Here is a 26,080-nt window from a genome sequence, read left to right as displayed (position 1 = left end):
AAAGCTATCGTATGAAGACCCGCGAATCTATATTTGAGGAACAAACTGTACAAAATTAATTAGCAAAAAGTGTTCAATTTTACTTGACGGTCACAAGCTCGTATGTAGTATATCATCTTGTACCTAAACTATTTTAATATTGATGTTAGATATTTTAACACAACCCGACCACCGCCAAATAATGATTAAGTTTGAATAATCAATAGCCATTCTGCCCATAATAATTAAAGTTATTAGAGCAACTTGTATGTCTGACAAGGAAGAGGTGCATCCTGCATTTCTTCCTTTTTTACATTCCTCAAATCAAAGATTTCCTTTTCACCTTCCCAAATCCAATCATCAAAAAATATTTTCTATTAAGTATATGTATATTTATAAATATAATTGGTACTATTTAACTTAATTTTTGCTATAAATCATGTGATAAAATAAGTTATATCCATTACATCAAGGAGAAACAGTGGCAATGAGAAAGGTCTTTGTCTTATTATTAATACTAATTTATATAACCTCATTTAAAGTAGTTCTGGCGCATCCGGGGAACACAGACTCTAATGGTGGACACTATTGTAGGACAAATTGTGAGGAATGGGGATATAACTACGGGGAGTATCATTACCATGATAATAATTATAATGACCATTCTCATTATCCTTCTACTAATCAAGGTTCGACAGATAATACAAATGAAAAAAGTATTATTGGTGGGGTAATTCTGTTAATTATTTTTGTTAGTCTCTTTGGGCTAGGGATTTATGGATATTATCAAGAAGGAACATTATCACAACATCTCAAAAATGGAGTTATCAAATTAATTATCTGGATAGGAATTTGCGTAGGTTGGTTTAGCTTTCTTTGGTTATTAACAAAAATGGGTTTATAAATTTTCTAACTAAATTATGTCACGGAAAACACTGATTTAACAATGTAAATTACCTTCTAAACTGATTTTCCAAGGTCAAACTTCACTATTGATTTCTATAAGTTATTTCCAATTAAAAATCTACAATGTTACTCTTAACAATTTTAGATTCACATAAACAATTTACAAGAAATTCTATATCTGATGAGCTAAGCAAGGAAACTGCTATAGCTGAAAAAGAAATTAAAAATGGCTCAGTTATATTACTAAGCCATTTTTAACGAATTAAATCTCTTCAAGTTCCTTTCTATAAATCGAAAGTAGATTTTGATTAAACTCATTAAAAGCTTCCAATTGTTTAATCCTAGAATTTAATTTATCACACCTTCTTTGTTTATCACTCTTATTTTCATCCCAAATATCGTCAGCCGCCAATAAGTTAGAGATGATAGAAAGTTCATAAGTCTCTTGTAAAACAATAGAATTTTTCAACCACTCTTTGGTTTTTTCGTCTGTTGCACATAATGTAGCTTGTTCAAACACATATTCTAACCAAACCCTTGCGACTTGATCTATTCCTTCTGCTACATCTAGCCATTGGTTTAAATCCTTCTCAATTGCATTCAAATTTTTTGGCATCAGTGATTTTTCATTTCTATTAATAAAATAATAGGGTTGTTTATTTTCTGGATCTAATTTTTCTAACACATTAAAAATAGGTTCAAAACTTTCAAAGGCACGCTTTCCATTAGGCATTGAAGATCTATGATCCCAAAGCTTTAGAATTGTTTCAAAACATTTTTGTTCTGCATCAGCTCTGGAAGAAACATCTGCTTGTTCAGCAATTTCTATTTGTTCAGCAATATAGTGAGCCATCCATCGCCCCAACGTATCGACACCTGGATCTAAATTAAGTTCTTTTACGAGTGCTTTACCTAATTTCATAATACGATTCTTCATCTCTAAGCCTTCCGTCTGCTGAGAGGATATATATTTTGTTAAATGGTGGTTTGTATTCACGCTCTTCATCCCTCCCTAAATATGCATTTCGCTTATAACGGTGTCTGATTTGAACCTCGATTATAAGCTCACATTTCATTATCGTACATAGTTTTTTTAGAAAGGTTATTGATGCACTTAATCGATTACCTTTCCTAAAAGGTTCATCATCTGGTTCATTGTTATTTGTGCTCCATATTCTGCAAATTATTGATTCGGTATTTGTATTTGGTAACAACCATTTTCGAAGATCCGAATCGACTGATAAGCCCATCTTTTTAATAATTGATTCACCAATTTGATAAGGTGGATAATCTATTTTAGCAGCATGTGGATCAAATTCATCAATTCTCTTAGGTATATACTCACTCCATACCCAGCCTCTAAGGTTAAATGGTTCTAAATTTAATTCCATGCGACCCTCTTGATAATCTGGTAATTTAAAATCATGTGGATCCGAACATGATGTTAACGCATTTAACAATGATTGAGCCCCCTGAGGAGAGACTAGTGCACTGGAAACAAGGAAGCTCTCCTCGCAATCATTATTCCCCTCTGTCCATGAACCAAAAATATTCAACCACTTATCTCCTAAATGCTCACATATTAGACCATCCAAAAAATCCCCAGAAGATATGTCAGTATTCCAATTTTCTTTATTAATTTTTGACCAATCTTTTTCTTTAAGAGGTGTTGGATCACGACGATCTGCTAACCATTGTCCATCATTACGTGTTAATAAATGATCATTAATCCATTCATTCCAAGGATCCTCTTGCCAATCTTTTGATTGGACAATATGCTTGTCCTTTAGAAGCTTTGCTGCAACAACAAACATTGAATGGTAGGATAGGTAAAAACTATAACTATCAGTTCTAGGATAACTCCCATGACTATGCATAATTTCTTGTTCATTCCTATTAGATCGCCATTGACTTTGGCGGGGATCACTTTGATACCCTCCATCACTGTCTATATTCCATTCATTAATTATTACTTCTGTCGCAAGCTTTTCAACCAATTGACCAGTAATTCCAAATACCTCACCTAAAGGTTCAAACCAATAACGGTCAAGATCATAACCGTGATAAAATTTTGGATCTGTATCATTTTCTTCATCACTGTAAGAACTTCCAATTTTCTGTTCACTCTTATCAATTGTTTTGACTGGTAATTGACTTTTCCCAATCATTTGAAGTTGACTGATAACTTCTTTGCTATTAGTGCTTGGAAAAAGCTTCTCAATATTAAGTGCAATTTCTGCAGAGTATTTTTGAATAAGTACATGCGTAAATGAATCTATTGCGATTTTTAAAAAAGTAGCCCTACGATCCTTTAACAACTGCGGAAAATCAATAGAGACCCGAGCCAATCCAATTAATAGATACAAACGGGCATGTAATTTATAAAAAGGTAATTTATTACTTCCAAAAGCACCAACATCATCATTCTCCATCCAGGTAATCAAAGCATCTATCTCATTTTTACAATTAGATTCAGCTAGCCTCCGTACACAATGTACCGCTTGCCAACGTATCGTTGATTTAGGTGAACCAAGAGCAGACCAAACAAAACCAGCAAATGCCTCACTTATCTCTTGAGGTGGTTTTAGCCAATTTAACCACAGTCCATCCGCATAATCATCATCTATGTGAATTTCAAACCTATTTAATCCAAAATCAAGTAATTCCGTTGCATTACTCGGAGAAATTAAGCTTGATGTAATTTGTACGAATCCAAAAAATGTTTCTGCATCAGCAAGGTCACTGTTATTCGCTAGTCCTTCAATAATACCTTCGTAAATTGAATTAATGTCATAATTTTCTAATTGAACATTTTTTAAAAAGTGTTCTAATACGTACTTATTGGAAAGTTCAACTGAAAATCGTCGTGCAATCTGCTTGAGGAGTTTGTTTATATTACGTTGTATACTAACTTTTTTTAGCCAATTTTTTGGCATATAAGAAAATACATCTTCTAAGCCATATAAACTGATTTGTTCTACATTTATAAGGTTTTCCAAGAATGTTTGTATTTCATTTTCTCTAATTCGATAGAACATCTCTTGCCAAAATGTTTTACGATGGAAGAATTTATCTTCTATTCCATCAAAACGTTTTAATGCCAGTTTAATTCCATTATTTGATGTTAAATCCAAGTTTAGAAATAATTGTTCCCAATTTATATCCTCTAAATCCTTAGCATATTCAGGTAAAGAGTTCTCTTTAGATGTAGATTCAGAAGTTTCATCATGATTATTAGCATAGTAAGCTTTTATTTCATCTAACTCAATATTGTTCAAATTATAATCAGTAGCAATTCTATTTAGTTCCTTATAGCTGCCTTTTTGTGTATCACTTAATCTAATATCCCGAATTGCTTTATTCAAAATGTGCTGTCGAACTTTTTCGGATTGTTCCTTCTCTATACAAATTGATGCAAAATCAGCAATTTCATATTCTTTTAGAAATGCAGACAAAGACCAAGCTACAGTTGGTTGAATATGATCTGATTCTACTATTTCCTTAGCTAATTCTGGCAATTGACTATCAAACCATCCAACATCCCGATCACGCCATCTACTTAATGATGCGAGTGCAGAAGTGGGGGATAGTCTGACACATATTCTAATTGCTTCATTTCTGTCAAAGTACTTTTCTCGAGCTACATTATCACCGATTAATTCAGCACAGCGAATAAAACGATAGGCCAATTCTGAAGATTCATTTTCTTCTTTTGCACTACGTTTTCCTAAGGCTGCAATAGCTTCCCATCTTTGTACGATTTCATCTCCAAATTTTGATATTGATTCAACTGCATAATCAAAATATGCGGCTGCATCATCACGGTTCACGGGAAGAACAGCACGTGAAAGTTGAACGTACCAGTCCGCTCTTGTTTCTGTATCTTCAGAAGAAGAAGCAGATACTATTTCATATATTGTGTTTTCAAGTTCATCTCTTATCTCAGAGAGATGACTTAAACGAAATCCAGCTCGAACAGCCTTCATCTGATCTTGTATTCGAATTTGATTATTTGTTTTTAGATAGTTCGTAAAAATCTTATTTATTAAACTAGAGTCTACCCCATTACTAAACATAAGAATATCAATAATTACTTTAGATATTTCATATGGCAGGATATCAAATTCTTTCCATCTATTATCTATTACTTTCTTAGATTGTTGACTACTATCTTCAACGGCCTTCAATGGATCAGCTACATTATCTATTAAAATTTGTATACGAGCAAAATACCAAGGTAAAAGTCCCTTCATTATTTGTTTGAATTCTTGAATATCATGTTCATATCTGTATTTATTTTCTTTTTTAGAAAACTCCTCTGGAATGACTTCATCTAAATTCAGATTTAAGTTTTCCGTTAGAACAGACTTAAGTGCAACGGCACGTAAAAAGGGATCTCTTTCTCTTTCTTGAAAATTGCTAGTAATTATACGAGGTGCCCTTTTAGGGAAATAATATCTTAGGACTCGTAAAATTTTCCTTTGTGATAATTTGTTAACAGCACATACTTCGGCAAATGAAACAATAGCTGATAGAATATCATTATTGTAAGAATGTGCTGGTTTGTCCATACGAGTACGACTAAAAGTTAGTAAATCCAAACACCTTTCAATTGTATCTTTTTCAGGAAGTTTTCCCACCTCTAGTAACTCATGAACTACCGCAACAACAAAATATGGGTTCTTTGGTACAATTCTAAGCATTTCATATATAGCATCAAAATTCCCTAAATCGATAATACGCCTAATAAGTATTTGTGTGATGCGAAATGTTACTTCTTTTGGCTGCCAATTCAAGAGGAACTCTACAGTTTTAGTTACCCCAAACAGGTTTAAGTGGGCAAAGGCTAGCTCAACTAGGTCTTCATCTTCTATTTTATTATGATGAAAACCCTCCTGATTTTTTCGTTCTTGAAAATATAGATGAAGCCAATTAATACCCGCTCTCAAATAGCCTCTTGCTTCACCTTTAAATTCATTAACTGAAGATAACATTGCTGCCGAATAAACGTTCTGTGAACCATCCCAGGCACCACTTATCATTCTTCGAAAAGCTAACTCTTGAATTCTTTGTTCACTCTGTAACGGAGCTAGCAAGTCAATATTTTCTTTAATTAATTTTAGCTGCCGTTTATCACCAGCCGTTTCTTCACCAGCAAGTAATGCTAATTTGATAGAATCTTCATATCGTCCTAACTTTAATGCTGCTTTGAATGCAAATTGGAGACGATACACTCGAACATTTCTTCTATCAATCGGATTATCTTCGGGTAGATATTTATCAGATACTGTAAGTTCAATTAATTCACTGTACTGTTCAGCTTGTAGTAACAATGAAGGTAATACTTCAGCAACATAGGTATATTCATAAGCCATTGGCTTAAGCTGTGTGATATATGATAGTATCTGCTCTTTTTTAGCTGAAAACCTTTTCCGAAACCAGGTTTCTGTAGGCTCATCTCTAAACTGTACTGAATTATCTGTCAGCCATAGAGGATGCCCCAGTTCCGATATAAAGCTTCTCACCGTAGCTTCATTCACTTCTGCTGCCTTAGCTAGAACACGCAAAGGAATAAATGGTGGTAAATTAGCCAACCCTAAACAAATTGCATCAATTTGACTTTGATAATTACTGGAAAGCTTTTCTTTTATTATGGAAATAGCATTATCTAGTTGTAATTCAATTTGTTCTTCAACTGTAGTACCTACTGGTCCTAGACTATTTAATACTTCTGTAATATTTTTAAATCCTCTGTTAAGAACGTTTGATTGCACCCTTGGGTTACCACCTGTTAATCGATGGAATTCGGTTCCATCCTCCTGAGTAGATTCTGGAAATACACTTTTGAGATAGAATAAAGATTCTTCTTGTGAAAAAGGTTTCAATTCTATCTGATTAACGAAACTAGATGGTTCTAATAAATTAATCCTTTCTGTCCTGCATAACATTGCCAACTTACAACCTTCAGGTAAAGACTCACGTAATAGTTCATGGGCAAAACAAGAATGACCATATTCTCTCGCAGCCATTTCGGCATTATCGGCAGCATCAATTAAAATTGTTAATACTGCATTTTCATTTTCTTTCTTTAGTGCTTCCACAGCAACGTCCAATCTTGAGAGAAATTGCCTTAGAATTTCATCTTCTAGAGCATTAGATAGTGCTATTAATGGTTCACATAATCCATGGGCTGCTAATTCATTTACTATCTGCACAAGAGAATCACGATAACGATGTCTAGGTTCACTTCTATTTCGATATCTACCTCCACCAAAGCAATCATAAACTATACCAAAGGATCCACTAGGCAATGATCGAATAATTTGACGAGAAATAACTGACTTTCCAACACCTCCAGCTGCATGTATTATAGTAGGATTAGAATTGGTCAAGATTAATTCTATGATTTCATTATGTTGTTTTCGTAGAATTGTATTTTCTAGTTTTTCATACTCTGGAGGGGAAGGGAATAAATCTCTATCTGAAGTAACACCAAAACGTTTAAATATATCTTCCCTCATGATTCGACCATCTGAATCAGGCAAAACTTTTTCTTGAACTAATGTAGTAATACTATCAATTTGTGGGTTATCAACAGTTCCTGCCAATATTTGCGAAATTTCTAGATGAAGATCATATTTCTGAGCATTATAGTCTCCTTCTCCATCCATGAATAGAAGACAGGCACAGAATTCTTTTAATTTTTCACCCTTAAGTGTAGTATATTTTTCGATAGTATTAGAAAAGCGTTTTTTAACAACATCTCCATTTATAATTTTCTGGATATTATCCTTAAAACTGTGAGCAATGGGTCTGTTAGTCACTATTGTAAAAGTAATGTTTGGGGCATCTTCACTTTCATTTTTAGTGTCACAATAAGCAATGAACCTTTTTGCAAAACCCTCAATTGTATCTTCTAAATCACTTAAATTAAAAGGCAATTCTTTTCTAACAGTTGTGTGCTTTAGTTGATAGTAATCTATTTTTTGCAAATCTTCATCACTTATTCCCGAGTATTCAGCCACATCAATCACATATTCGCCCGCCATTTTTTTCTCGTTTGACCCTTCAATAATGACACAACGTAACAAAGCTTTTGGATGTAGCATCCTTAAACATCGACGTGCAGCCCATCGATAATGGAAAGTGTCACCTGCCCTTGAATATCTAACTAGTTCGTTTTCCATCTATGTAATTTCTCCTTTTAAAAAATTGACAACCTGTCGAAATTTATAACCAACTAAGAAAGCTGTAATTTTTAGTTGAATGTCTATAACTCATATCTTTGCTTCAATAAGTTAATTTTTTCTAACACAAGATTCAAATCTGTACTGCCATCTTCATTCACATGTGTAGTAATATGTGGAGGAACCTTTGTATTTGGAATCCCGTTATACTCCATTAAAACATAAATTGCTGTCTGGACATTTCCTCGCCAATTAACCGTCCCATAACACACTAGATAATTAACATTTGGACCATGTGAAGCAGGTATTCTTACAAAATCTACAGGATTATCATAAACATCTCCATTCTTAAATAATACTTCCATGTTTCTCAACACCCTTTCCTTATCTCTATTGTTTTTTTACATAGTGATTCAAAAAAGAGAGTCTTCATCTATAATGTAAAGACTCTCGTTGCACTACGCCTGATTAGGCCAATCTTTATATTGCTCTTTGGCTTCTTCCATGATTGCTTTTGTAATAAATATTAGTTGTTGTCCTTTTATTCCTTCGTTCATCAATACTTTTTTAACAGACATATTAACTTTGGCATATATATTCTTCCGATGCTCGCTGGTCCAATCCTGACTAAGGTTCTTCTTTAACTCTTTTAGAACCTTGTGTATTAGGTCAGCTAGAAACTTGTTGTCAAAAGACTCCATTTTTAAAGAGGTAATAGCCTTGTAGAATTCAGCTTCTTCATCGGAAAGGCCAAGTTCTTTACGAAAATCCACTTCACTATCGACATCTTGTTTCATTTCAACCATCATTCGAACGACATCCGCAGCCTGTATAATTCGGTTATGGTAATCTTTAAGAGTCTTCTCTAGAAGTTCTCGCATTTGCTTCTCTTTTGGACTATTCTTTTTAAAATTAACTTGTATATGATCCTCCAGCAATTTCTTAAGGAGTTTCAGCCTTAAGTCTTCGTGCTGTTCTTTTTCCTCCATATCCTTTAAGAAATCTTCATCAAGGATACTAATGTCCGGCTTTTCAATGCCTGCAACCTTATAAATATCAACTGGTTCCTTCGTTTCCAAATGACGATCAATTAGAGAGTTCAGGCGCTCTTCAACGGTTTGATTAGATTCGAAGTCATTTCTCTGTGCAGAAAGGAATTTTCTAACTTGAATCCGCACCATTTGATACAACGTAACTTCATCTGCGAGAGGGATTACTTGTTCCATATGCTTAACTAGCTTGTGAGCTTTTTCAAGTTTTGTACACGCTTCAACAAAAGCTTCTGGATCTCCATTTAATTGGTCGTTAACCAAGTCACCAATCAAATCATCTCGCTTTACTTTAGATAGCGAACGCCAATCATCGCGGTGTTTAATTTCACCAAAGTACTTTCTTACCTCGCTTAACTTATCATTAAAGACACCGATTGCTTTATCAACATCAATATCCATGTCATTAGTAGCATTATCGCCAGTATATCGGTTAGTGGCTTCTTTCAGGGATGTTGCAATACCAATAAAATCAACAATCAGTCCGCCTTCTTTTCCTGGGAAGACACGGTTAACGCGTGCAATCGCCTGAATAAGATTATGACCTTTCATCGGTTTATCAACATATAGGAATGATAGATTAGGTACATCAAACCCAGTAAGCCACATAGAAACAACAATAACCAATTTCAGAGGATCCTCTGTATCTTTTAAACGGGCTTTGACTTCTTCTTGTTCTTCTTTTGTTTTAATATGGGAATATTTACTGTCTGGATTTTTCCTTCTCCACGACTCAGGATCTTTAGTTACATCTCCAGTCATGATTACTTCTACTTCTGGACAATCATCCTGCTTCTTCAGTTCATCATATAAACGAACTGCAATTTGCCGACTCATACAAATAATCATGCCTTTTTGAAATGGATCAGCAGCTTTATTGAAATGATCCAGGATACTCTTGGAAAGCATGTTTAAACGTTTTGGTGTACCTACAACCTTTTCAAGTGCCGCCCATTTCACTTTGTACGATTGAGACTCCTCATCTTCAAGTCCAACATCGTCCACCAAATTGGAAAATTCACTATCTATATCTGCACCATCGTAGTCTAGCGGAATCATTCTACTTTCATAATATAACGGTAAAACAGCTTTATCTTGAACGGCTTGTGCCATATCATATCTGTGAATCACATGGCCAAAAATTTCTTCAGTATTGTTTCCTAATAAATTTACAGGTGTCCCAGTAAACCCAACAAATGAGGCATTAGGGAGGGCAAAGCGAAGTTGTGCTGCATAGCCCCCATCAAAACCACTTTGCGTACGGTGAGCCTCATCAGAAATCACTATAATATTACTTCGATCAGATAAAACAGGATGTTTTGCTTCTCCTTCTTTCAAACGGAACTTTTCAATAGTAGAGAAGACAATTTGTCCACCTTCACCTTTAAGTATATCTCGCAATTCATCCGCTTTTTTAGCGTGATGAGTATGCCCAATTAGACTATAACCTTCTGAAAACGTGTCATGTAATTGTTCATCCAAGTCGTTACGGTCGACTTGAACTACAATCGTCGGATTATCCAGTTTATTATGTTTAGATAATATTGCTGAGTAAAACAACATACTGATACTTTTACCTGAACCAGTTGTGTGATACATCACACCAATTTTCCGGTTACCCTCAGGACGTGTAGCACGAACCGTTTCTCCTACTGCAAAGTTGACTCCAAAGAACTGGTGATATTTCGCTCCAATCTTAACCTTAGACTCGCCCTTATCAAGGTAAACAATAAAATTTCGGATATAGTTTAGCAATCTATCTTTTTCAAATAGACCTTGTACTAAAGTCCTCATGGTATTTACTACATTGTTATCTACATTAACACCATCAATCGTTTTCCAGGAAGCAAAGAAATCATATGGCACAGAGGGCATTCCGTGTTTTGTTTCAATACCGTCAGAAATAACTGTAAATGCATTGTACTCGAATAATTGAGAGATATCATGGGTGTAATTACGAATTTGAGTATAGGCGTCATATACAGTTACGTTTTCTTTATTAGGATTCTTAAGTTCGAAAACAATCAAGGGTATTCCATTAATGTATATAACAACATCAGGTCTACGAGACATACGCCCTTCTATAGACAACTGATTAACAACTAAAAAATCATTATTTTCAGGTGTTTTCCAATCAATAGGATAAACGTGCTGTACTTTTTCTTCTCCTTGATCATCCTCATATTCAAACTCAAGTCCTTTTACAAGTTTTTGGTGGAAGACAAAATTTCTCTCTTCCCAGCCAACACCTTCATTTAAAATAAACAAATTCGATAGACGACTAACTTCATTTTCAGGAATCATTGTATAAGTTTCTTGTAAAAAGGATTCTAACCGTCTTTTTAAAACAACTTCTTGTAGACGTTGACGTTCACCACGTTGATAAAGTTCTTGCCCGTGCGAATAGGTATAGTCAAGAGCTTCCAATCGTTCAATCGTTGTTTCTTCAAAATCCGATTCCATTAATCGCCCCATGTTCATCCCTCCTCTTTGTTACTGCGTGACTTCTGCTACTTGTGATTCCACGTCTAATGAGCGGATTTCTCCTGATAGGAGTTTAGGTAGAAGGTAATCACGAAGTTTAGTTAAATTCCAATTCTGAATATTGTTTTTACTCACCAGCTTAAACCAATCCTTAGTTAGTTTATCAAAATAACTCATTCGTTCACTTTCAATATCTGGCATTTCATATTCTAACAATATGCTATTCTGTATTCTCTGTCGTCCAGAAGAACCTACCATACTCATTTTGGCAAATTCCTTAAACCTCGGATCCTTTATTAAACAATAAAGAAATTGTGGACACGATTTTTCATTGGCCCTTAAAACCAAAAATTCAGTTGAACCGTATGCTAACTCCCCATCTCTTAAGAAGTTTACAAATGCTGATTTCCCATTTTCTAAACAAGGTGTTATTCTTGCAAGTAAAACGTCATTATTCATAAATTTTGAACCAGATTTAAATTCTCTTTCAATTATACTCTCGTAAGATACACTCATATTATTAGTCGACAGAGCCTTCATATCTATATACTTCATGATTGTACCTTTTTTAACCGGTGTTGTGGGATTTAAGGTTATATAATCTCTTAGTCTCCGTGAATTTGAATTATTCTCTGAGATTATCTTTTTGAAAAGTGTAAAAGCCAAATCTTCAAGGGTCTGGTTCATTTTGTTGATGAGTTCGATTTTTTCATCAATTGCAGATAGGATTGCTGCTATTTTTCTTTGTATGGTGATTGAAGGAAACTCTATTTTGTATTTCAAGATTTCTTCTTTGTCACCCCTAGGCATTTTGGCACCCTTAGCACCACTCATAACATAATCAAAAAATGAATCTTGGAATAATGCGTAATATAAGTACTTGTCATCTATTCTTTCTTTCAACTTATTTCTCAAAACTAGAACATCATTCGAGCAACCACCTGTTTGGTTTGCATACCATATCTTTTTAAAGTACGGCCTAATATTTGAAACAAGAATGTCGTTGGGTAAATATTTCGTGACTGTTTTACTTGATGGTAAACCTGACGCTTCTTCTACTCCCCTCTTATCAGTCAACATGTTTTCAGTTGAAATATAAGTATGATTGGATAATTGATCTGTTGATATTCGGTCTTTAACATAGTAGGCAACATCTTTAAGTTGAAGTAGTGATTCTTCACTCAAACTAACCCCTCCAAATCCTTCTTAATCTTATCTTGGAGACGATTGGACTCTTCAAATTGTTCAAAAAGTGTCGTTCTTAATTCTTCCATTTTCTCTTCAAATGGAATGCCATCAACTTTAACTTCCTCTGTTCCAACATAAATACCAGGCGTTAACTTATAATCTTTTTCTTTCACTACATCTATTGATGCAACTTTACAAAAGCCAGGTACGTCTTCAACTTTTTCTTTATCAAACTTAAAATTACGATATACTTTAGCAATATTTTCTATTTCATCTTCTGAAAGTGCTTTTTGTTTTCTGCTAACGAGTGAACCTTTTTGACGAGCGTCTATGAATAGAATTTCATTTCGTCTTTCACGATACTCACCTTTTCCATCACGGTTCTTACTCAAGAAGAATAAACAGACAGGTATCCCAGTAGATAAGAACAATTTTTCTGGTAGTGCAACTATACAATCAATGTAGCCATTATCAACAAACCATTCACGAACAGGTCTTTCTCCTTTAGCATTAGTTGTCATAGCACCATTAGCCATTACATAACCAGCAGATCCAGTATCATTTAAATGATGGAAGAAATGTTGCATCCACATATAGTTCGCATTTGAATCCGTAACAGGACCAATTAACCTTGGATCATCATTTGATATACGGTCCGCACCCCAGCCATCTTGGTTAAATGGTGGATTTGCAATAACATAGTCGGCTTTCAGATCTGAGAATTTATCATCTAAAAGAGAATTTCCAAGACGGATATCTGCATTTAAACCATGAAGCAATACGTTCATTTTTCCTAATCGAGCAGTAGTTGTAACGTTCTCTTGACCATAAAAGGATAGTTCATGACGCCGTGGTGAATATTCTTCTGATTGGATAAACATACCACCAGATCCACAAGCAGGGTCTAGGACAGTACCTTTTATTGGTTCTAACATTCGGACGAGTAAACTAACAACTGAGTAAGGAGTATAGAACTCTCCACCACGCTGCCCCTCAGTGGAGGCAAATTCAGAGATGAAATACTCATAAACCCGGCCTAAAACATCAACACTTCGATCATCATTAGCACTAAACACATCGCGTGAAAAAATTTCAATTAATCCAGAGACGTTTTCGGCTGGTAAATTACTTCCTTGGAAAATACGAGGAAGCATCCCTTCTAAATCAGGGTTTTCCTCTTCTAGTCGTTTCATAGCATTATCCAGAATTTCTTTTATGTTTGGTTGCTTCGCATTTTTTAAGATATATGACCAACGTGACTCTTCAGGTACAACATAAACATTCTCAGCCATATACATGTCTGGATCTTCTTTAATTACTTGTTGGGTTTCCTCATCTGGCACATACCAATCACTATTTGGATCCTTAACTAAACTGTCTATTTCTTCTTTACGAATTGCAAATCTATTTGAGAGGTAACGTAAAAAGATTAAAGGTAATACATAATGTTTATAATCAGCTGGCGCAACACTACCGCGCATGTTAGTGGCAGCGTCGAACAGATCTTTTTGAAAATCAATATCTGCTTTAGCAGGCATATTCTTTCACCTCGGAAAATTATTTTTTATAATCAAATTTTAACATATGATAGGGCTATTAGTCTTAATAGGTTTAATTTGAAATTGGAAGTATCATGGAAATTGTAACTACCGAACTAAAAACATCTTGTGAATTAGACTAATACGTTACCAAAAACTACCTATCGAAATCTTATTGCCCTTAATTTTTAAATAGATTAATATTAATTTATAAGCTTCAACAAATTAACAACTTAATATATCAACAGGAAATTCCCTGTCGATTTGGAAGTGGAAGAACCACTCCATAGCAATTTTTAATTTGCTTAGGAGAGGTCTGTCTACAGCCAAATGGGTAGGGAATTTTTTTATTTTTCTTAACGAAAGGAGGTGTTTTGATGAACCATCGTAGTCGCAATGGATACGACCTTGTTTTAACTGCAACTGAAATTGCAGAAATATTAAATATATCAAAACCAACTGCTTATTCATTAATGGATAGTCCACATTTTCCACTTATTAAAATCGGAGGATGCAAAAGGGTTTTGCGCGATGATTTCTTTCAATGGCTTTCAAATCAGACACTTGGTAAAAGCAACTTATTATAGATATTCAGATTTTGAGGTTAACAAGATTGAGGTGAAATAAAGATGTACAAACTTGAATTGAAAGACATTGAGGCTATTAATATAGAAAAATTACTTTTTCATTGCAAGAAACGTAATATTTCGGCTGAGGTTATTAGAAGTTTTTATCAATCAGAAAGGAGCCAGTCAAATGAATAGAATTATTCAGGAACTTAAGTTACCCGGTAGAAACACTAAAACATTTATTATCAAACGTCCAAATAACTCTTCAAACAAAAAAGAAATGGCTACTATTCAATTAGATTTGCCAATAGTTTTGGAGAATAATTCAGAAGATTAAATGGAATAAATTTTTCACCTCCGGTCATACTGCTACTGACTGGAGGTGAGAATATGAAGAGAAAGCTAAAAATAGCTAAGGTCAATATTAGTGACGATAAGAAACTAGAAACGACAATGTGGCTATATCGTCTTATCGAAAAAATAATCATTGACAAAATCACAACAGACCCCTATATACAGGGACTATTATTATCAAACTCTATGAAAGAATTTGATGAAATTATCATAGAAAAGGAGAAGGACAACAGTGAAAAATCCATTAACCCAGAATAAGATCACTGCAGTATATTCCCGGGTTTCTTCGGCTGGCCAGGATCTAAAAATGCAAGAAACTGCAAATAACGAAGTCTTAAAGAAGATGAATATAAGTAACAACATTGAGTTTTTTACCGATTTTGATGTATCAGCAACTAAAGTGCAGTTTGAAGACAGACCTGCACTACGAAGAATGATGAAAAAAATGCGGGATGGAAAAATTGAACGAGTCATTGCATATGAACGTGATCGAATTGCCCGTGATTCCTTTGAATATAAACATGTATTTCAATACTTTATAGAATTCAATATAGAAGTAATTTTCTCTGCAAGCAATGCACCTGATTTTTCTAAAAACTTAACTTCAGAAGTTTTTTATGGGCTATTTTCACAGCTCGAGGGACAGAAAATCCAGTCGCGGTTAAAGGACCGTCGGAAAAGGTTCCCCCCCAGTCTCATTGGCTACACAAAGATTTCTACGGATGGTGGAAAACGACAGTATAAAGCAAATAAGAAGCAAAAACCAACCATTAATAGATTATTTGAAGAGACATCAAAAATTAGTACTATAAGCGATTTATTTAACGTAATCAGTGAATTTAAACCATTATTAAAAAGAAGCGACAGTAGAATAATAGATATTTTAAAGACACCGTTTTTTGCGGGACATTTGCAAAATAATGATGGTTCATTCCAAAGCTTATCACATGTTGAACCTATCATTTCTCTTGAGTTATATAAAAAAGTTCAATCCAAGTTAAATTCATTTGAAAAAGAATATAAAATTGGATTAAAGCAAGAATCAAAAGAAGCATTAATTACTCCAGTGTGTAAACTCTGTTCAAGCGAAATGAAACTAAAAAAAGGGGAACAGGGCTACCCTGGGAATTATTACTGCAGTAAACATCGGAATAATACTATAAGTGTATCTGATTTGGATGACTATATTAAAACTGCTATCAAACAAGCACTTATGAACTTGTCCGCAAAAAAATTAAAGGGTATTTCAAATATTGTTCTATCCAAAAGAATAAAGGATTTTCAAAGTAAAATTGAATCTCTTCAATCCAAAATAGAAAATAAAAGCCTGGACGTATCCTTGAATTTTACACCAGGGAAAACTGGTCAGAAGCTAAAAGCAATTTTCGATGAACTGCTTGAAATGAAACAACAACAACTGAATTTCCATGATACGGTATCCAACTTAGAAACCTTAAAACAAGAATTTGAAATCGTTGTTGCTTATATTAAAGAGGAAATAAACGAATCAAAAGATGATCTTAATTTTTCCGAAATTGCTAATCTACTCATTTCCGAAGTTTTTATTGATAACGATTTTGTATCAATCAATATGTATTTAGACGAATTTTATGAAATGGAAGGTGATTTAATTGGACAATAAAACTAATATGCCTCGTGCAATTGGGATTGTTAGAAGATCATCTCTCAATCAAAAGGAAAATTTATCTTTTGAAATACAAGAACAAGAAATATTAACTAGAGCACGTATGGAGGGTTATGAATTAATCGAAATTATAAAAGAAGATGCTGAGAGCTCTTATCATAAGAACGTAAAGCAAAGATCAGGAATGCAAGAACTACTAACTAAGGTTCTTGATGACACGCTGGGAATAGAAGCAGTATTTTTTTATGATGAAAGTCGTATAACCCGTCAATTTGATGACTTTACCCTATATATCTATAGACCTATTAAGTTTGAAAAACCATATGTAAAATTTTTCTCAACTGAATATATCGGGGAATGGGATCCTTACGACCTTTTGACCACCCTTAAACTAGCAAATGCAGCTGAAGAATCTATAAAAAAATCTATGAGAGCAAAGGATGCACAAAAAACGTTATTAAAAGAAGGAAAACGTCCAGGTTCCAAGATTCCCTTTGGCTATTCTTATGATGAAGATGGTGAAATCACCCCTGACCGAAATGCTCAAATAGTTAGATATATATTCTCTCTAGCAGCATATGGTCATGCTGAAGATATAATTGCAAATCATTTAAACGATGTGGAAATCCCTTCTCCCAAAGGTAAAAAGTGGACCGGTAAAACAATAGATTATATTCTAAATAATCAATTTTATTTAGGACATCTAAGTTGGAATATAGCCGTTAGTCGGAATACTTCCCGCCGGAAACAAAGAGGTGAGTACGACTTGCTACAAAACCATCATGAAGAGATTATTTCGGCCACTTTATGGTATTTGGCTCACCAAGTTATAGAACTTCATAAACGTCAGGGGAAGAATAACAATACTCCGTTTTTGATTCGTAATTTACTCTATTGTAATAGTTGCAATGTTGCTCTACAGTCTAAGGATTATACTCCTTCAAAGTCTAAGAAAAAGTACTGGGTATATCGCTGCCCATCTTGCAAATCGAAAATTGAGGCAACTAGTTTACAAGATACAATTCTCAACGATTTGTACTCTAAATGGGACATGAAACTAGCTACCATGAAAGACGATGGAAAGAAAATGCTAAGTCAAAGGACAAAAACATTAACAACCCAGTTGAATCATGTAAAAGAACAAATTAGGCATATTGAAACTAGTGAAAAGTATCTAGCAGAAAGTAACTCTACTAATGGTCATCAGTGGGATTTTGTCTTAAACACCGCTAAGACCATGTTAATCGACCAACAAACACGTTTTACAAATGCCTTGGAAAACATTGATGCGATTACATCAGATCCAAATTTTGATGAACTAATGAATCAATTACTTGAGACAAACATTCAATCTTTCACTAATCCAGAAATAAGAACTATCATGCTTCTATTTTTTAAGCAGATAAAAATCGATTTCGAACAAGAGCATAATATTTACGTTGAGTATGACCTTTGTCCTTTCACTGACATAGATATTCCGGCCATGTCGTAAATCAATGTTATAAAATATTGCCCTCATCTAATTGAGGGTAATATCTTTTTGGCCAATTAACCTTGTTCTTAAATAACCGAATGTAACTATTAGTAGTTTCGTATATTACCGAACAAAGCGTTAACGAATTTGGTTATAGTTAATCTGAAGAAACGCAAACCCCTTGATATCAGTGAAAAGTGAGCTAATATTTTCGGTTATAACTGTAGAACACGATGGCGTTCTTCTATTATAACCGAACTACATATTTCAATACTTCCCAGAAAACCGAAAGATTATACACTACTTATCATTACGCTAGTATCTTAGTTAATAATAAAATATTTAACAAGTTAGGCTCTTCGCTATTTAGTGTTGGGTGCTAATTCAAAAGATAGAATCGTAGTCGGTTTGACACTGAGCCTCTGCGGGCATGATCCACGAGCCAAGCCACCAGTATTAAGGGATATTGGCTCTCACATTCGATGCTATCATGCCCGCCACACAGTATAAAACTTCCTAACAACTTACTGCCTCCATACAAAATAGTTTAGGTACTACTAAATAAAAATCATTTTTGCTATTGCTATTTTTTCCAACCCAAAATTCTTTTTAACTTAAACCTAAACTTGATCACCCTTATTCTTCCTTATTGCATAGTATCTTTTTTTACATGCAGTCCAATGTCTATCTAAAGTTTTAGCTGCTGATTGAAACCCCCACTTTTTTGGTCTTTGTTGTTCTTTATAATATGATACTCTTTCTAGAAGAATACAATCCTCATCTTTAGTCCAAGGATTAGGCTTAAAGCTCCTAGTTCTCATTTCTTGTTTAAAACCACTTTGAAATTCTCCTTTTAAATATCTATCTTTAAATTCATGTAAATCCTTTTCCTTCACATTATAGGTGTAAATTCTATGAAAAAGTTTATGTAGTTCTTTCTTAAGAGGTACCCCCTCATATTTTTCATGTTTTTCAATTAATATTTTTTCTATTTGGTACAATTCGTCATCAGTGTACTCACCTACGGTTCTATATATGGGGATTTTAAGTTCTGTAAGAATTTCATCTCTAATTTTGTGGAATGGTTTAGAATGGTGTATTTCTAATTCTGATTCACATCTTCCAGTGATAAAACATTTGTATTCATATTTTTTGAGAGTAGATTCTTTCCATTCATTTATTAATGATCTTAAATATTTACTTAAACTTGTAATTCCGCCTTTCCACATCGCTGCCCCTGAACCTTTTCTTGCTTCGATTCTACAATATATACACCTACTACCTTTATTAAAATCAGACCAAGTTTTTAGTTGAACTTTATCATTATGTTTCATGCAAAGATACTTCATCGGATAAGTCGCATTATGATATTCTTCCTCCAATAACTCATATCCTTCTTTTTCAAATTCTTTGACTACATCTTCATAATCAACTTTTCCATTACAATATTGACAAGGACTATATCCCTTGAGTAACCCAGCATTAAAGTTTTGAAGTGTAGTATATGTTTGCTTTTCGGGGTGCATCGAGCAAGTAAATAGCATGGGGGTTGTCGAATTGATATACTTTTTTTCTTTTAGAATATATCCTGATTTTTGAAACATCGTTTTCACTTCATTGTATTCTAGCTTTCTACTGTTACTACAATAATAGCAACCTTTACCCGCTTTAAAGTTATTCCATGACTTGTATTGAAATTTTTCAGGATGGTGTATGCAATAATATTTCATTGAAGTAGCTGAATCTTTATATTCAGTTTCTAGTAATACTAATCCTCTCTCTAAAAAAGCAATTTTAATATCTTCTATATCTACATAGCCATTACAGTATGGGCAAGCATAATTTTTTGTTAACATGTCATATGAAGCTTTAATATTTTTATCTGGGTGTTTCTTGCACTTTATATCCATTACTGTATTTCGATTTATGTAATTAATATCTATTAACTCAAAACCTTTTTTTTCAAACTCTTCTTTAACAAAGTCAAATTCTAATTTAGCCGAATTCCCACAATATGGACATCCAAAGGTTTGTGTCTTTAATTCTGAATACTTTTTGTATAATTCTTTATCGGGATGTTTAGGGCATTTGTATCTTAATTTTTGTGTTGAACTTTTATAAGTTTCCTCCATCAAAATTAATCCTTTACTTTTAAAGAGTTCTTTTACTTCTTCATAATTAGCAGTCGGCTTCCTACCTTTTTCTAAACAATATGGACACCCAGAGCCATTTAATATAGATTTTAAAGTTTTTTTAATATCTTTGCCTGGGTGTTTAGGACATCTACATTTCATTTTTGTGAATACATCAAAATATTTACTTTCTAATAGTTCTAGGCCTACATTGTAAAAGGCCTCCTTTGCCTCATCAATTGTGTATTTTACATTATTACTACAATAAGGACATCCCTTTTTCCCTGACTTAAAATTACCAAAAGTTATACTTAAATCTTTATTAGGATGTTTAGGACATCGGTATTTTAACTTTTGTTTAGCACCTTTATATTCAGTTTCTAACAACGTATAACCTCTTTTTGCAAACTCTGATCTAATGTCTTCTATACATAATTTACTTCTGTTGCAAAAAGGACAAACTTTACCATTCTTCTTTCTCAAATAGTTAAATGTAGTCTTAGTCTCATATTTTGAATGCTTTGGACATACAAACCTCATTAGGGTATGTATATTTTTATAGTCTTTTTCTACTAACTCAAATCCATATTTTTCAAACTCTTCTTTAATTTGTTTTAAAGTAAATATAGTCTTACCAGCCACTTTCTTCACCTCTACGCCAGGAAATATTCAACTTTTTTTCATCTTAATATTAATACTAAATTTAATAATCTTTTCCTTTTCTTTTTGCACCTTTCTTCTATTAAAAAAATTTCACCTTACATATCTTGAAGCGTGTTTTAGTATAATATTGCATCATAAGAGGTATTGTGGTTCATATAAAGTATTACGCACGATTGTTGAAGATTTTAGAGAGAAAAGAACCAGTTAATTTAAGTGAATTCTCTCGCAAACTCCTTCTGAAACCTAACGTAATCATATATATAAAATGTGAAGTTACAGTATATAATAATGTTGGCTGATCTCCTATTTTTTTATAAGCAACGAGTGTCTTTTACAATAACTCGTCTTTTGCACTTTGGAATAGCTTACTTAAATCAAAAATGTACCTCTTGAAACTCAATAATTGAGCATATACTGCTTCATATTTTAATTCCGTAATAGGCTCTACTCCATAATGAACTGAGTTTCTGTTTCCTAGAACAGTATTCGACCATTCCTTGAATTTATTCAAGTGTTTATAATTAATTTCCGTTTTGTCAGATATATCTTTAAACCAATGTGTGTAATCACTATAAAATTTATTTATATCTTCAACTTTCCTTGTAATTGGAGTTACACCTTTTAAATAATCAATTTTACTTTCATATTTCGTTTGATCGAAGCCGAATTTCTCTTTTGCTAGTTCATATAACACAAGGCCTAATTGTATCCAAGCTCCTTCCAATGCGGTTACAGCCATTACTATTGCTGGACGATATAAATCATTATTAAAACATTTTAAAGAATCTCTAAATGCTTCTTTCATCTCCTCATCCACATTTGGAAAATCCTTAAATACTGTTAAGTCTGGTTCAGTAAATAAATATGTTTCTTTTGACGACTGCCTCATAGAAAAAGCTCTGTGTATAAAAAAAGGTAGTCGAATTTTTAATTCGTCAAATTCTAGTGTATTCGATTGAAACTCGCTATAGTAATGTATTTTAACACCAAGAGAAAGGGGGCTATAATTTTTTGAATCAGTGTTTTCAATGATAAAAGAGTTTGACCCAATTAATGACCAAACTGCTTCACAATAAGCTAGGTGTATTGAAATATAACGGGCAGACACCTTAATATTTTCCTTCTCATTTTCTTCAAGCAAAAATTTAGTGGGCTCTTGTATATTTTGATTCTGTACAAATGTTTTCATCAACTCTAGTACATTTATCTTATTATCTTGGTTAGTTAACAAGAACTCCTTAGCTAATATGACATCATGCTTAGAAACTATTATTTGTTTTTCAATTTCTGCTTTGAGTTGATGTACGTTTCCTATATTCATCTATTTTTCTACCCTTTCAAATAATTAAATTTCTTCATATAATATTTTAGCATAAATCAAAATTTTTGTTATTTTTTCCCACAACTTCTTCTTGTTTTATAATAATCCAACAATAATTTTATATTAAACTACCTCGTTAAATTTAAGTTGTGACACTTCACGATACAAACTCAAGGAAATTCCCATAAATTACCCCTTCGAAAGTACATGTATTCTGCCGATAACCAAGAAAGTCCATTAAGGGACTACTGGAAAAGGGAGAACCAACCCAGTTACATGTCACCAGATATTAACTTTTAAAAACCCTGCATGTGTCAATAATACTAATGACCACATGCTTGCGTTCAGATAAAAACATGGAAAGGACGTAAGTAAAATGAGAGGTTCTTATAAAAAGAATCCAGATGGAACCTGGTCCTTTCGGGTTAATATTGGGATTAATCCGAAAACAGGTAAAAGAATACAAAAATATAAGAGTGGATTTCGAACGAAAAAAGATGCTCAAAATGAAGCAACAAGGATTTTGTTAGAAGTTAATGATGGAACATTTTTTGAAGAAAGTCCTGAACAGTTTAATGTTTATATTAGTCGGTGGTTCAATACTTCATATAAAAGATCAGTCGAGGAATCAACTGCCACTTCCAGATGGTATTTAATCGATAAACACCTGATTCCAGCTTTCTATCATAGAAAGCTCAATGAAATAAGTCCTTTTGAAATTGACTCCTTTTATGCGGATAAAATTGATAATGGTTATTCACCAGCCTACATTCGTCAAATGCACAATGTTCTCAACCAGTCATTCCAACAAGCTGTTAAGTGGCGTTTAATAAAGAATAATCCTGTCCAAGACACTAGCCCGCCCAAAGTTAGAAACAAAGAAAAACAAGTATGGAATGTTGATCAAGTGAATCACTTCATTAAGGTCATAGACAATCACCATACGAAGATTCCTTATGTTTTAGCAATATATACGGGAATGAGACGTGGGGAAATTCTTGGACTAAAGTGGTCAGATGTTGATTTAGACAAAGGGAAAATAAACATTAAAAGAAGTTTATGTTTTATTTCCAAAAAAGGACTTACTTTTAAGGAACCTAAAACATCTAAGTCTAAACGACAAATATCCATTTCCAAACAACTAATCAAAATGTTAATGAATCATAAGGAGTACCGGGAAGGACTACAAGTCAAATTTGGAATCGCTTATGTAGATAATGATATGGTTGTTTCAACAGATGATGGCAAACCTATGGATCCACGGAACCTATTACGACAATTCTATTTGCACATGGAAAAGGCCAAACTTCCTAAACTAAGCTTCCACGATCTGAGGCACACACACGCAACAATTTTAATGCAGATTGGTGAAAATCCTAAAGTCGTATCGGAGCGATTAGGTCATAGCCGTGTTGGTATAACACTGGACTTGTATTCACATGTGAGTGATGATTTACAGGAACGTGCGGCAGAAAAGTTTGAGGAGACTCTTTTTAAGAAGAGGAACTCGCCACCTCTTTAGTAGACTAAAGGTGCAAGATTAGTGCAATTTCAAAAAATGCTTAATCATAGAAAGTATTAACACAAAAAGAGAAAGAGCCTGAAACCCTTGATACAACAAGGATTCAGACTCTCTACATAGGATGATTCCGATTGGGCTCGAACCAACGACCTCCACCCTGTCAAGGTGGCGCTCTCCCAGCTGAGCTACGGAATCAAGATATAAAAATTGTTCTGATAACTATTAATATAATCGGAAAATATGCTTCTGTCAATCCTCTATTTTACCTCCTTAACCGCACAATTTTTTCACTTTAATAACGCTCGTTCTCTTCCTTATGTTACAACTCTGTAACCATTGTTACAATACATCCTTTTCCTTCCACTCTATCAATCCTTTTCCTGTTTTCATCGTCTGGTAACAATTTCCGTAGCTAATTTTATTCCAACGCTACCAATAGCTCCACCAGCACTACTACCTATAGGAAGTTTTTGGCTAATGAATAACTATGTTACAACTGATAGCATTTTAATAGTCAAAAAGATTACTAGGAGGTTTTACTAGTTATGAAAAAACTTAAACAGATGATATTAGCAGGTGCGTTATCATTTGGTATGTTCATGGTACCAGCCATTGCGGATGCTGCTTCTTATACAGTACAAAAAGGCGACTCTTTATGGAGCATTGCAAATAAATATGGTGTTTCCCTATCTAGCTTAAAAAATGTAAATAATCATTCAGGTAAATATATTTATCCTGGGCAAAAGTTCACCATTCCAACAACGGTTTCAGCTGCAGACAAAAAGCTTATGGCTCAGCTGGTTCATGCGGAAGCAAAAGGAGAACCATATGCAGGGAAGGTTGCAGTTGCAACAGTAATTTTAAACCGTGTCGATCATAAGGAATTCCCAGACACAATTAAAGGCGTTATTTATGAAAAAGTTTCTGGTCACTATGCATTTTCACCAGTTAAAAATGGTGAAATCAATAAAGCTGCCGATGCAGAAGCAATGAAAGCAGTAAATGAAGCACTTGCTTACCGTGGACAAGGGCAAGGCTCTATCTATTTCTATAATCCTAGAATTTCTACAAGTAAATGGATCGAAACGAGACAAGTAACAACAATAATCGGAAATCACCGCTTCGCAAAATAAGTATCAAACTAGGATGTTCTTACAAAGGACATCCTAGTTTGGTTTGTAAGCAAACTTCCACAGCATGCGCATTTATTCGTTTCCTATTGTTAGGTATGTTAAAATTTATGTAGGATTTTCCCGATTGAAGAGCAGTTTTGGCTGCGGTAAGGAGTGTACAGATGGGTAGGAAAGGTAAGATGGTCGATAAAGAAATTAATAGTACATACTTAGAAGAGACGATAACAATTAAGTGGTATCAACCCGAGGCATTCACACCACTTAATACGTATCATCTATGCATTATGCAGGATGGAAATGACTATTTTCAGATGGGGAGAGTAGCAACACTTAGTGACAAGCTTCATGATGAGGCCGAGATTGAAGATACCGTTTTTGTAGGGATTCATTATCGAAATCGTTATGATCGACATGATAAATATCATCCGAGTGGTCCCAAAAATGAAGCCTATACGAATTTTCTTGTTCGTGAAGTGTTACCATTGTTGGATCAAGAACTATCAACCCACCAAATAAGTGGTTCTCGCACATTAATGGGCGATTCTTTAGCTGGTACATTAGCCTTGATGACTGCTATCAAGTATCCCAATACGTTTGGCAATGTAATTATGCAATCGCCTTATGTGGATGAAACTGTCCTTGATGCCGTGCAAAAAGCAAACAATCTAGACAAACTATCAATTTATCATACAATCGGAACAGAAGAAGCAAATGTGGAAACAACAATTGCCGAAGTAAAAGATTTTCTTACGCCAAACCGAAAGCTTCGTGATCTAATAACGGAGAAAAATACAGAATATATTTATCATGAACTGGAAGGCAATCATACATGGAAGTATTGGCAGCAGGATTTACCTCGTGCGTTAAAAACGATATTCGGGTGGGAGTAGGGGGAATTCTGTAATTGATACGTTATTGTTTGCATTTTTTGGTATA

16 protein-coding genes, 1 tRNA gene and 1 pseudogene are annotated in these 26,080 nt (G+C 34.0%); 9 read left to right on the top strand and 9 right to left on the bottom strand.

Annotation, left to right across the window (positions count from 1 at the left end; translation table 11 throughout):
• Window positions 1–466 precede the first annotated feature (466 nt).
• Window positions 467–625: pseudogene (locus tag JOC48_RS21775) on the top strand (YHYH domain-containing protein); the annotation flags it as partial.
• A gap of 522 nt (window positions 626–1,147) precedes the next feature.
• Here JOC48_RS21775 and JOC48_RS10120 read toward each other — a convergent pair.
• The 6 genes from JOC48_RS10120 to JOC48_RS10095 form a co-directional block, all read right to left on the bottom strand.
• The gene (locus tag JOC48_RS10120; protein WP_204499302.1) at window positions 1,148–1,822 is read right to left on the bottom strand and encodes a hypothetical protein; all 675 of its coding nucleotides are present in this window, start codon (window positions 1,820–1,822) and stop codon (window positions 1,148–1,150) included.
• Window positions 1,794–8,072 (bottom strand): ATP-binding protein, encoded by a 6,279-nt coding sequence (locus JOC48_RS10115; protein ID WP_204499300.1) that lies wholly within the window; start codon window positions 8,070–8,072, stop codon window positions 1,794–1,796. The genes JOC48_RS10120 and JOC48_RS10115 overlap by 29 nt, the downstream gene beginning before the upstream one ends.
• Before the next feature lie 83 nt (window positions 8,073–8,155).
• On the bottom strand, window positions 8,156–8,437 hold the full coding sequence (locus JOC48_RS10110; protein WP_204499297.1) for a hypothetical protein: 282 nt from the start codon (window positions 8,435–8,437) through the stop codon (window positions 8,156–8,158).
• Between the two features lie 93 nt (window positions 8,438–8,530).
• Window positions 8,531–11,596, bottom strand: coding sequence for a type I restriction endonuclease subunit R (locus JOC48_RS10105; protein ID WP_204499295.1), 3,066 nt, complete (start codon window positions 11,594–11,596; stop codon window positions 8,531–8,533).
• Between the two features lie 18 nt (window positions 11,597–11,614).
• The gene (locus tag JOC48_RS10100; RefSeq protein WP_204499292.1) at window positions 11,615–12,790 is read right to left on the bottom strand and encodes a restriction endonuclease subunit S; all 1,176 of its coding nucleotides are present in this window, start codon (window positions 12,788–12,790) and stop codon (window positions 11,615–11,617) included.
• Window positions 12,787–14,331: a type I restriction-modification system subunit M gene (locus JOC48_RS10095; RefSeq protein ID WP_204499290.1), complete on the bottom strand. Its 1,545-nt coding sequence runs from the start codon at window positions 14,329–14,331 to the stop codon at window positions 12,787–12,789. Before JOC48_RS10095 ends, JOC48_RS10100 begins: the two co-directional genes overlap by 4 nt.
• A 377-nt stretch (window positions 14,332–14,708) precedes the next feature.
• Between JOC48_RS10095 and JOC48_RS10090 the strand changes: the two genes are divergently transcribed.
• From JOC48_RS10090 to JOC48_RS10070, 5 genes are all read left to right on the top strand, one after another.
• Window positions 14,709–14,918, top strand: coding sequence for a helix-turn-helix domain-containing protein (locus tag JOC48_RS10090; protein WP_204499287.1), 210 nt, complete (start codon window positions 14,709–14,711; stop codon window positions 14,916–14,918).
• A gap of 169 nt (window positions 14,919–15,087) precedes the next feature.
• Window positions 15,088–15,237: a hypothetical protein gene (locus JOC48_RS10085; protein WP_204499286.1), complete on the top strand. Its 150-nt coding sequence runs from the start codon at window positions 15,088–15,090 to the stop codon at window positions 15,235–15,237.
• A 53-nt stretch (window positions 15,238–15,290) separates the two neighbouring features.
• On the top strand, window positions 15,291–15,512 hold the full coding sequence (locus tag JOC48_RS10080) for a hypothetical protein (protein WP_204499285.1): 222 nt from the start codon (window positions 15,291–15,293) through the stop codon (window positions 15,510–15,512).
• Window positions 15,487–16,896 carry a recombinase family protein gene (locus JOC48_RS10075; RefSeq protein WP_204499284.1) on the top strand — a complete coding sequence of 470 codons (1,410 nt, stop codon included), beginning with the start codon at window positions 15,487–15,489 and terminating at the stop codon, window positions 16,894–16,896. Before JOC48_RS10080 ends, JOC48_RS10075 begins: the two co-directional genes overlap by 26 nt.
• Entirely contained in the window at window positions 16,886–18,391 is a 1,506-nt protein-coding gene (locus JOC48_RS10070) for a recombinase family protein (protein WP_204499283.1), read from the top strand. Before JOC48_RS10075 ends, JOC48_RS10070 begins: the two co-directional genes overlap by 11 nt.
• Window positions 18,392–18,993: 602 nt before the next feature.
• Here the strand turns inward: JOC48_RS10070 and JOC48_RS10065 are convergent.
• Both JOC48_RS10065 and JOC48_RS10060 read right to left on the bottom strand, forming a co-directional pair.
• On the bottom strand, window positions 18,994–21,156 hold the full coding sequence (locus JOC48_RS10065; RefSeq protein WP_204499282.1) for a hypothetical protein: 2,163 nt from the start codon (window positions 21,154–21,156) through the stop codon (window positions 18,994–18,996).
• Window positions 21,157–21,499: 343 nt separating this feature from the next.
• Window positions 21,500–22,489 carry a hypothetical protein gene (locus tag JOC48_RS10060; protein WP_204499280.1) on the bottom strand — a complete coding sequence of 330 codons (990 nt, stop codon included), beginning with the start codon at window positions 22,487–22,489 and terminating at the stop codon, window positions 21,500–21,502.
• 376 nt (window positions 22,490–22,865) lie between these two features.
• Between JOC48_RS10060 and JOC48_RS10055 the strand changes: the two genes are divergently transcribed.
• Window positions 22,866–24,011: a site-specific integrase gene (locus JOC48_RS10055; RefSeq protein ID WP_204499277.1), complete on the top strand. Its 1,146-nt coding sequence runs from the start codon at window positions 22,866–22,868 to the stop codon at window positions 24,009–24,011.
• 122 nt (window positions 24,012–24,133) lie between these two features.
• On the opposite strand, the gene JOC48_RS10050 is transcribed toward JOC48_RS10055, so the two are convergent.
• A tRNA-Val gene (locus tag JOC48_RS10050) sits at window positions 24,134–24,206 on the bottom strand.
• 350 nt (window positions 24,207–24,556) lie between these two features.
• Between JOC48_RS10050 and JOC48_RS10045 the strand changes: the two genes are divergently transcribed.
• Together JOC48_RS10045 and JOC48_RS10040 are read left to right on the top strand one after the other, a co-directional pair.
• On the top strand, window positions 24,557–25,144 hold the full coding sequence (locus JOC48_RS10045; protein WP_204499275.1) for a cell wall hydrolase: 588 nt from the start codon (window positions 24,557–24,559) through the stop codon (window positions 25,142–25,144).
• A 161-nt stretch (window positions 25,145–25,305) separates the two neighbouring features.
• Window positions 25,306–26,034, top strand: a complete 729-nt coding sequence (locus JOC48_RS10040) for an alpha/beta hydrolase (protein ID WP_204499273.1) — start codon at window positions 25,306–25,308, stop codon at window positions 26,032–26,034.
• The last annotated feature ends 46 nt before the right edge of the window (window positions 26,035–26,080 follow it).

Source organism: Aquibacillus albus (genome assembly GCF_016908325.1).
Classification (GTDB): Bacteria; Bacillota; Bacilli; order Bacillales; family Amphibacillaceae; genus Aquibacillus_A; species Aquibacillus_A albus.
Note: the sequence above shows the minus strand (reverse complement) of the source record. Positions and strands in the feature narration are given on the sequence as shown.

What these genes read in the sequence shown, in the direction of transcription:
- JOC48_RS10095 (WP_204499290.1), bottom strand. Translation starts at nt 14,331, where the DNA reads ATGCCTGCTAAAGCAGATATTGATTTTCAAAAAGATCTGTTCGACGCT.
- JOC48_RS10110 (WP_204499297.1), bottom strand. Translation starts at nt 8,437, where the DNA reads ATGGAAGTATTATTTAAGAATGGAGATGTTTATGATAATCCTGTAGAT.
- JOC48_RS10080 (WP_204499285.1), top strand. Translation starts at nt 15,291, where the DNA reads ATGAAGAGAAAGCTAAAAATAGCTAAGGTCAATATTAGTGACGATAAG.
- JOC48_RS10090 (WP_204499287.1), top strand. Translation starts at nt 14,709, where the DNA reads ATGAACCATCGTAGTCGCAATGGATACGACCTTGTTTTAACTGCAACT.
- JOC48_RS10055 (WP_204499277.1), top strand. Translation starts at nt 22,866, where the DNA reads ATGAGAGGTTCTTATAAAAAGAATCCAGATGGAACCTGGTCCTTTCGG.
- JOC48_RS10105 (WP_204499295.1), bottom strand. Translation starts at nt 11,596, where the DNA reads ATGGGGCGATTAATGGAATCGGATTTTGAAGAAACAACGATTGAACGA.
- JOC48_RS10045 (WP_204499275.1), top strand. Translation starts at nt 24,557, where the DNA reads ATGAAAAAACTTAAACAGATGATATTAGCAGGTGCGTTATCATTTGGT.
- JOC48_RS10120 (WP_204499302.1), bottom strand. Translation starts at nt 1,822, where the DNA reads ATGAAGAATCGTATTATGAAATTAGGTAAAGCACTCGTAAAAGAACTT.
- JOC48_RS10115 (WP_204499300.1), bottom strand. Translation starts at nt 8,072, where the DNA reads ATGGAAAACGAACTAGTTAGATATTCAAGGGCAGGTGACACTTTCCAT.
- JOC48_RS10085 (WP_204499286.1), top strand. Translation starts at nt 15,088, where the DNA reads ATGAATAGAATTATTCAGGAACTTAAGTTACCCGGTAGAAACACTAAA.
- JOC48_RS10060 (WP_204499280.1), bottom strand. Translation starts at nt 22,489, where the DNA reads ATGAATATAGGAAACGTACATCAACTCAAAGCAGAAATTGAAAAACAA.
- JOC48_RS10040 (WP_204499273.1), top strand. Translation starts at nt 25,306, where the DNA reads ATGGGTAGGAAAGGTAAGATGGTCGATAAAGAAATTAATAGTACATAC.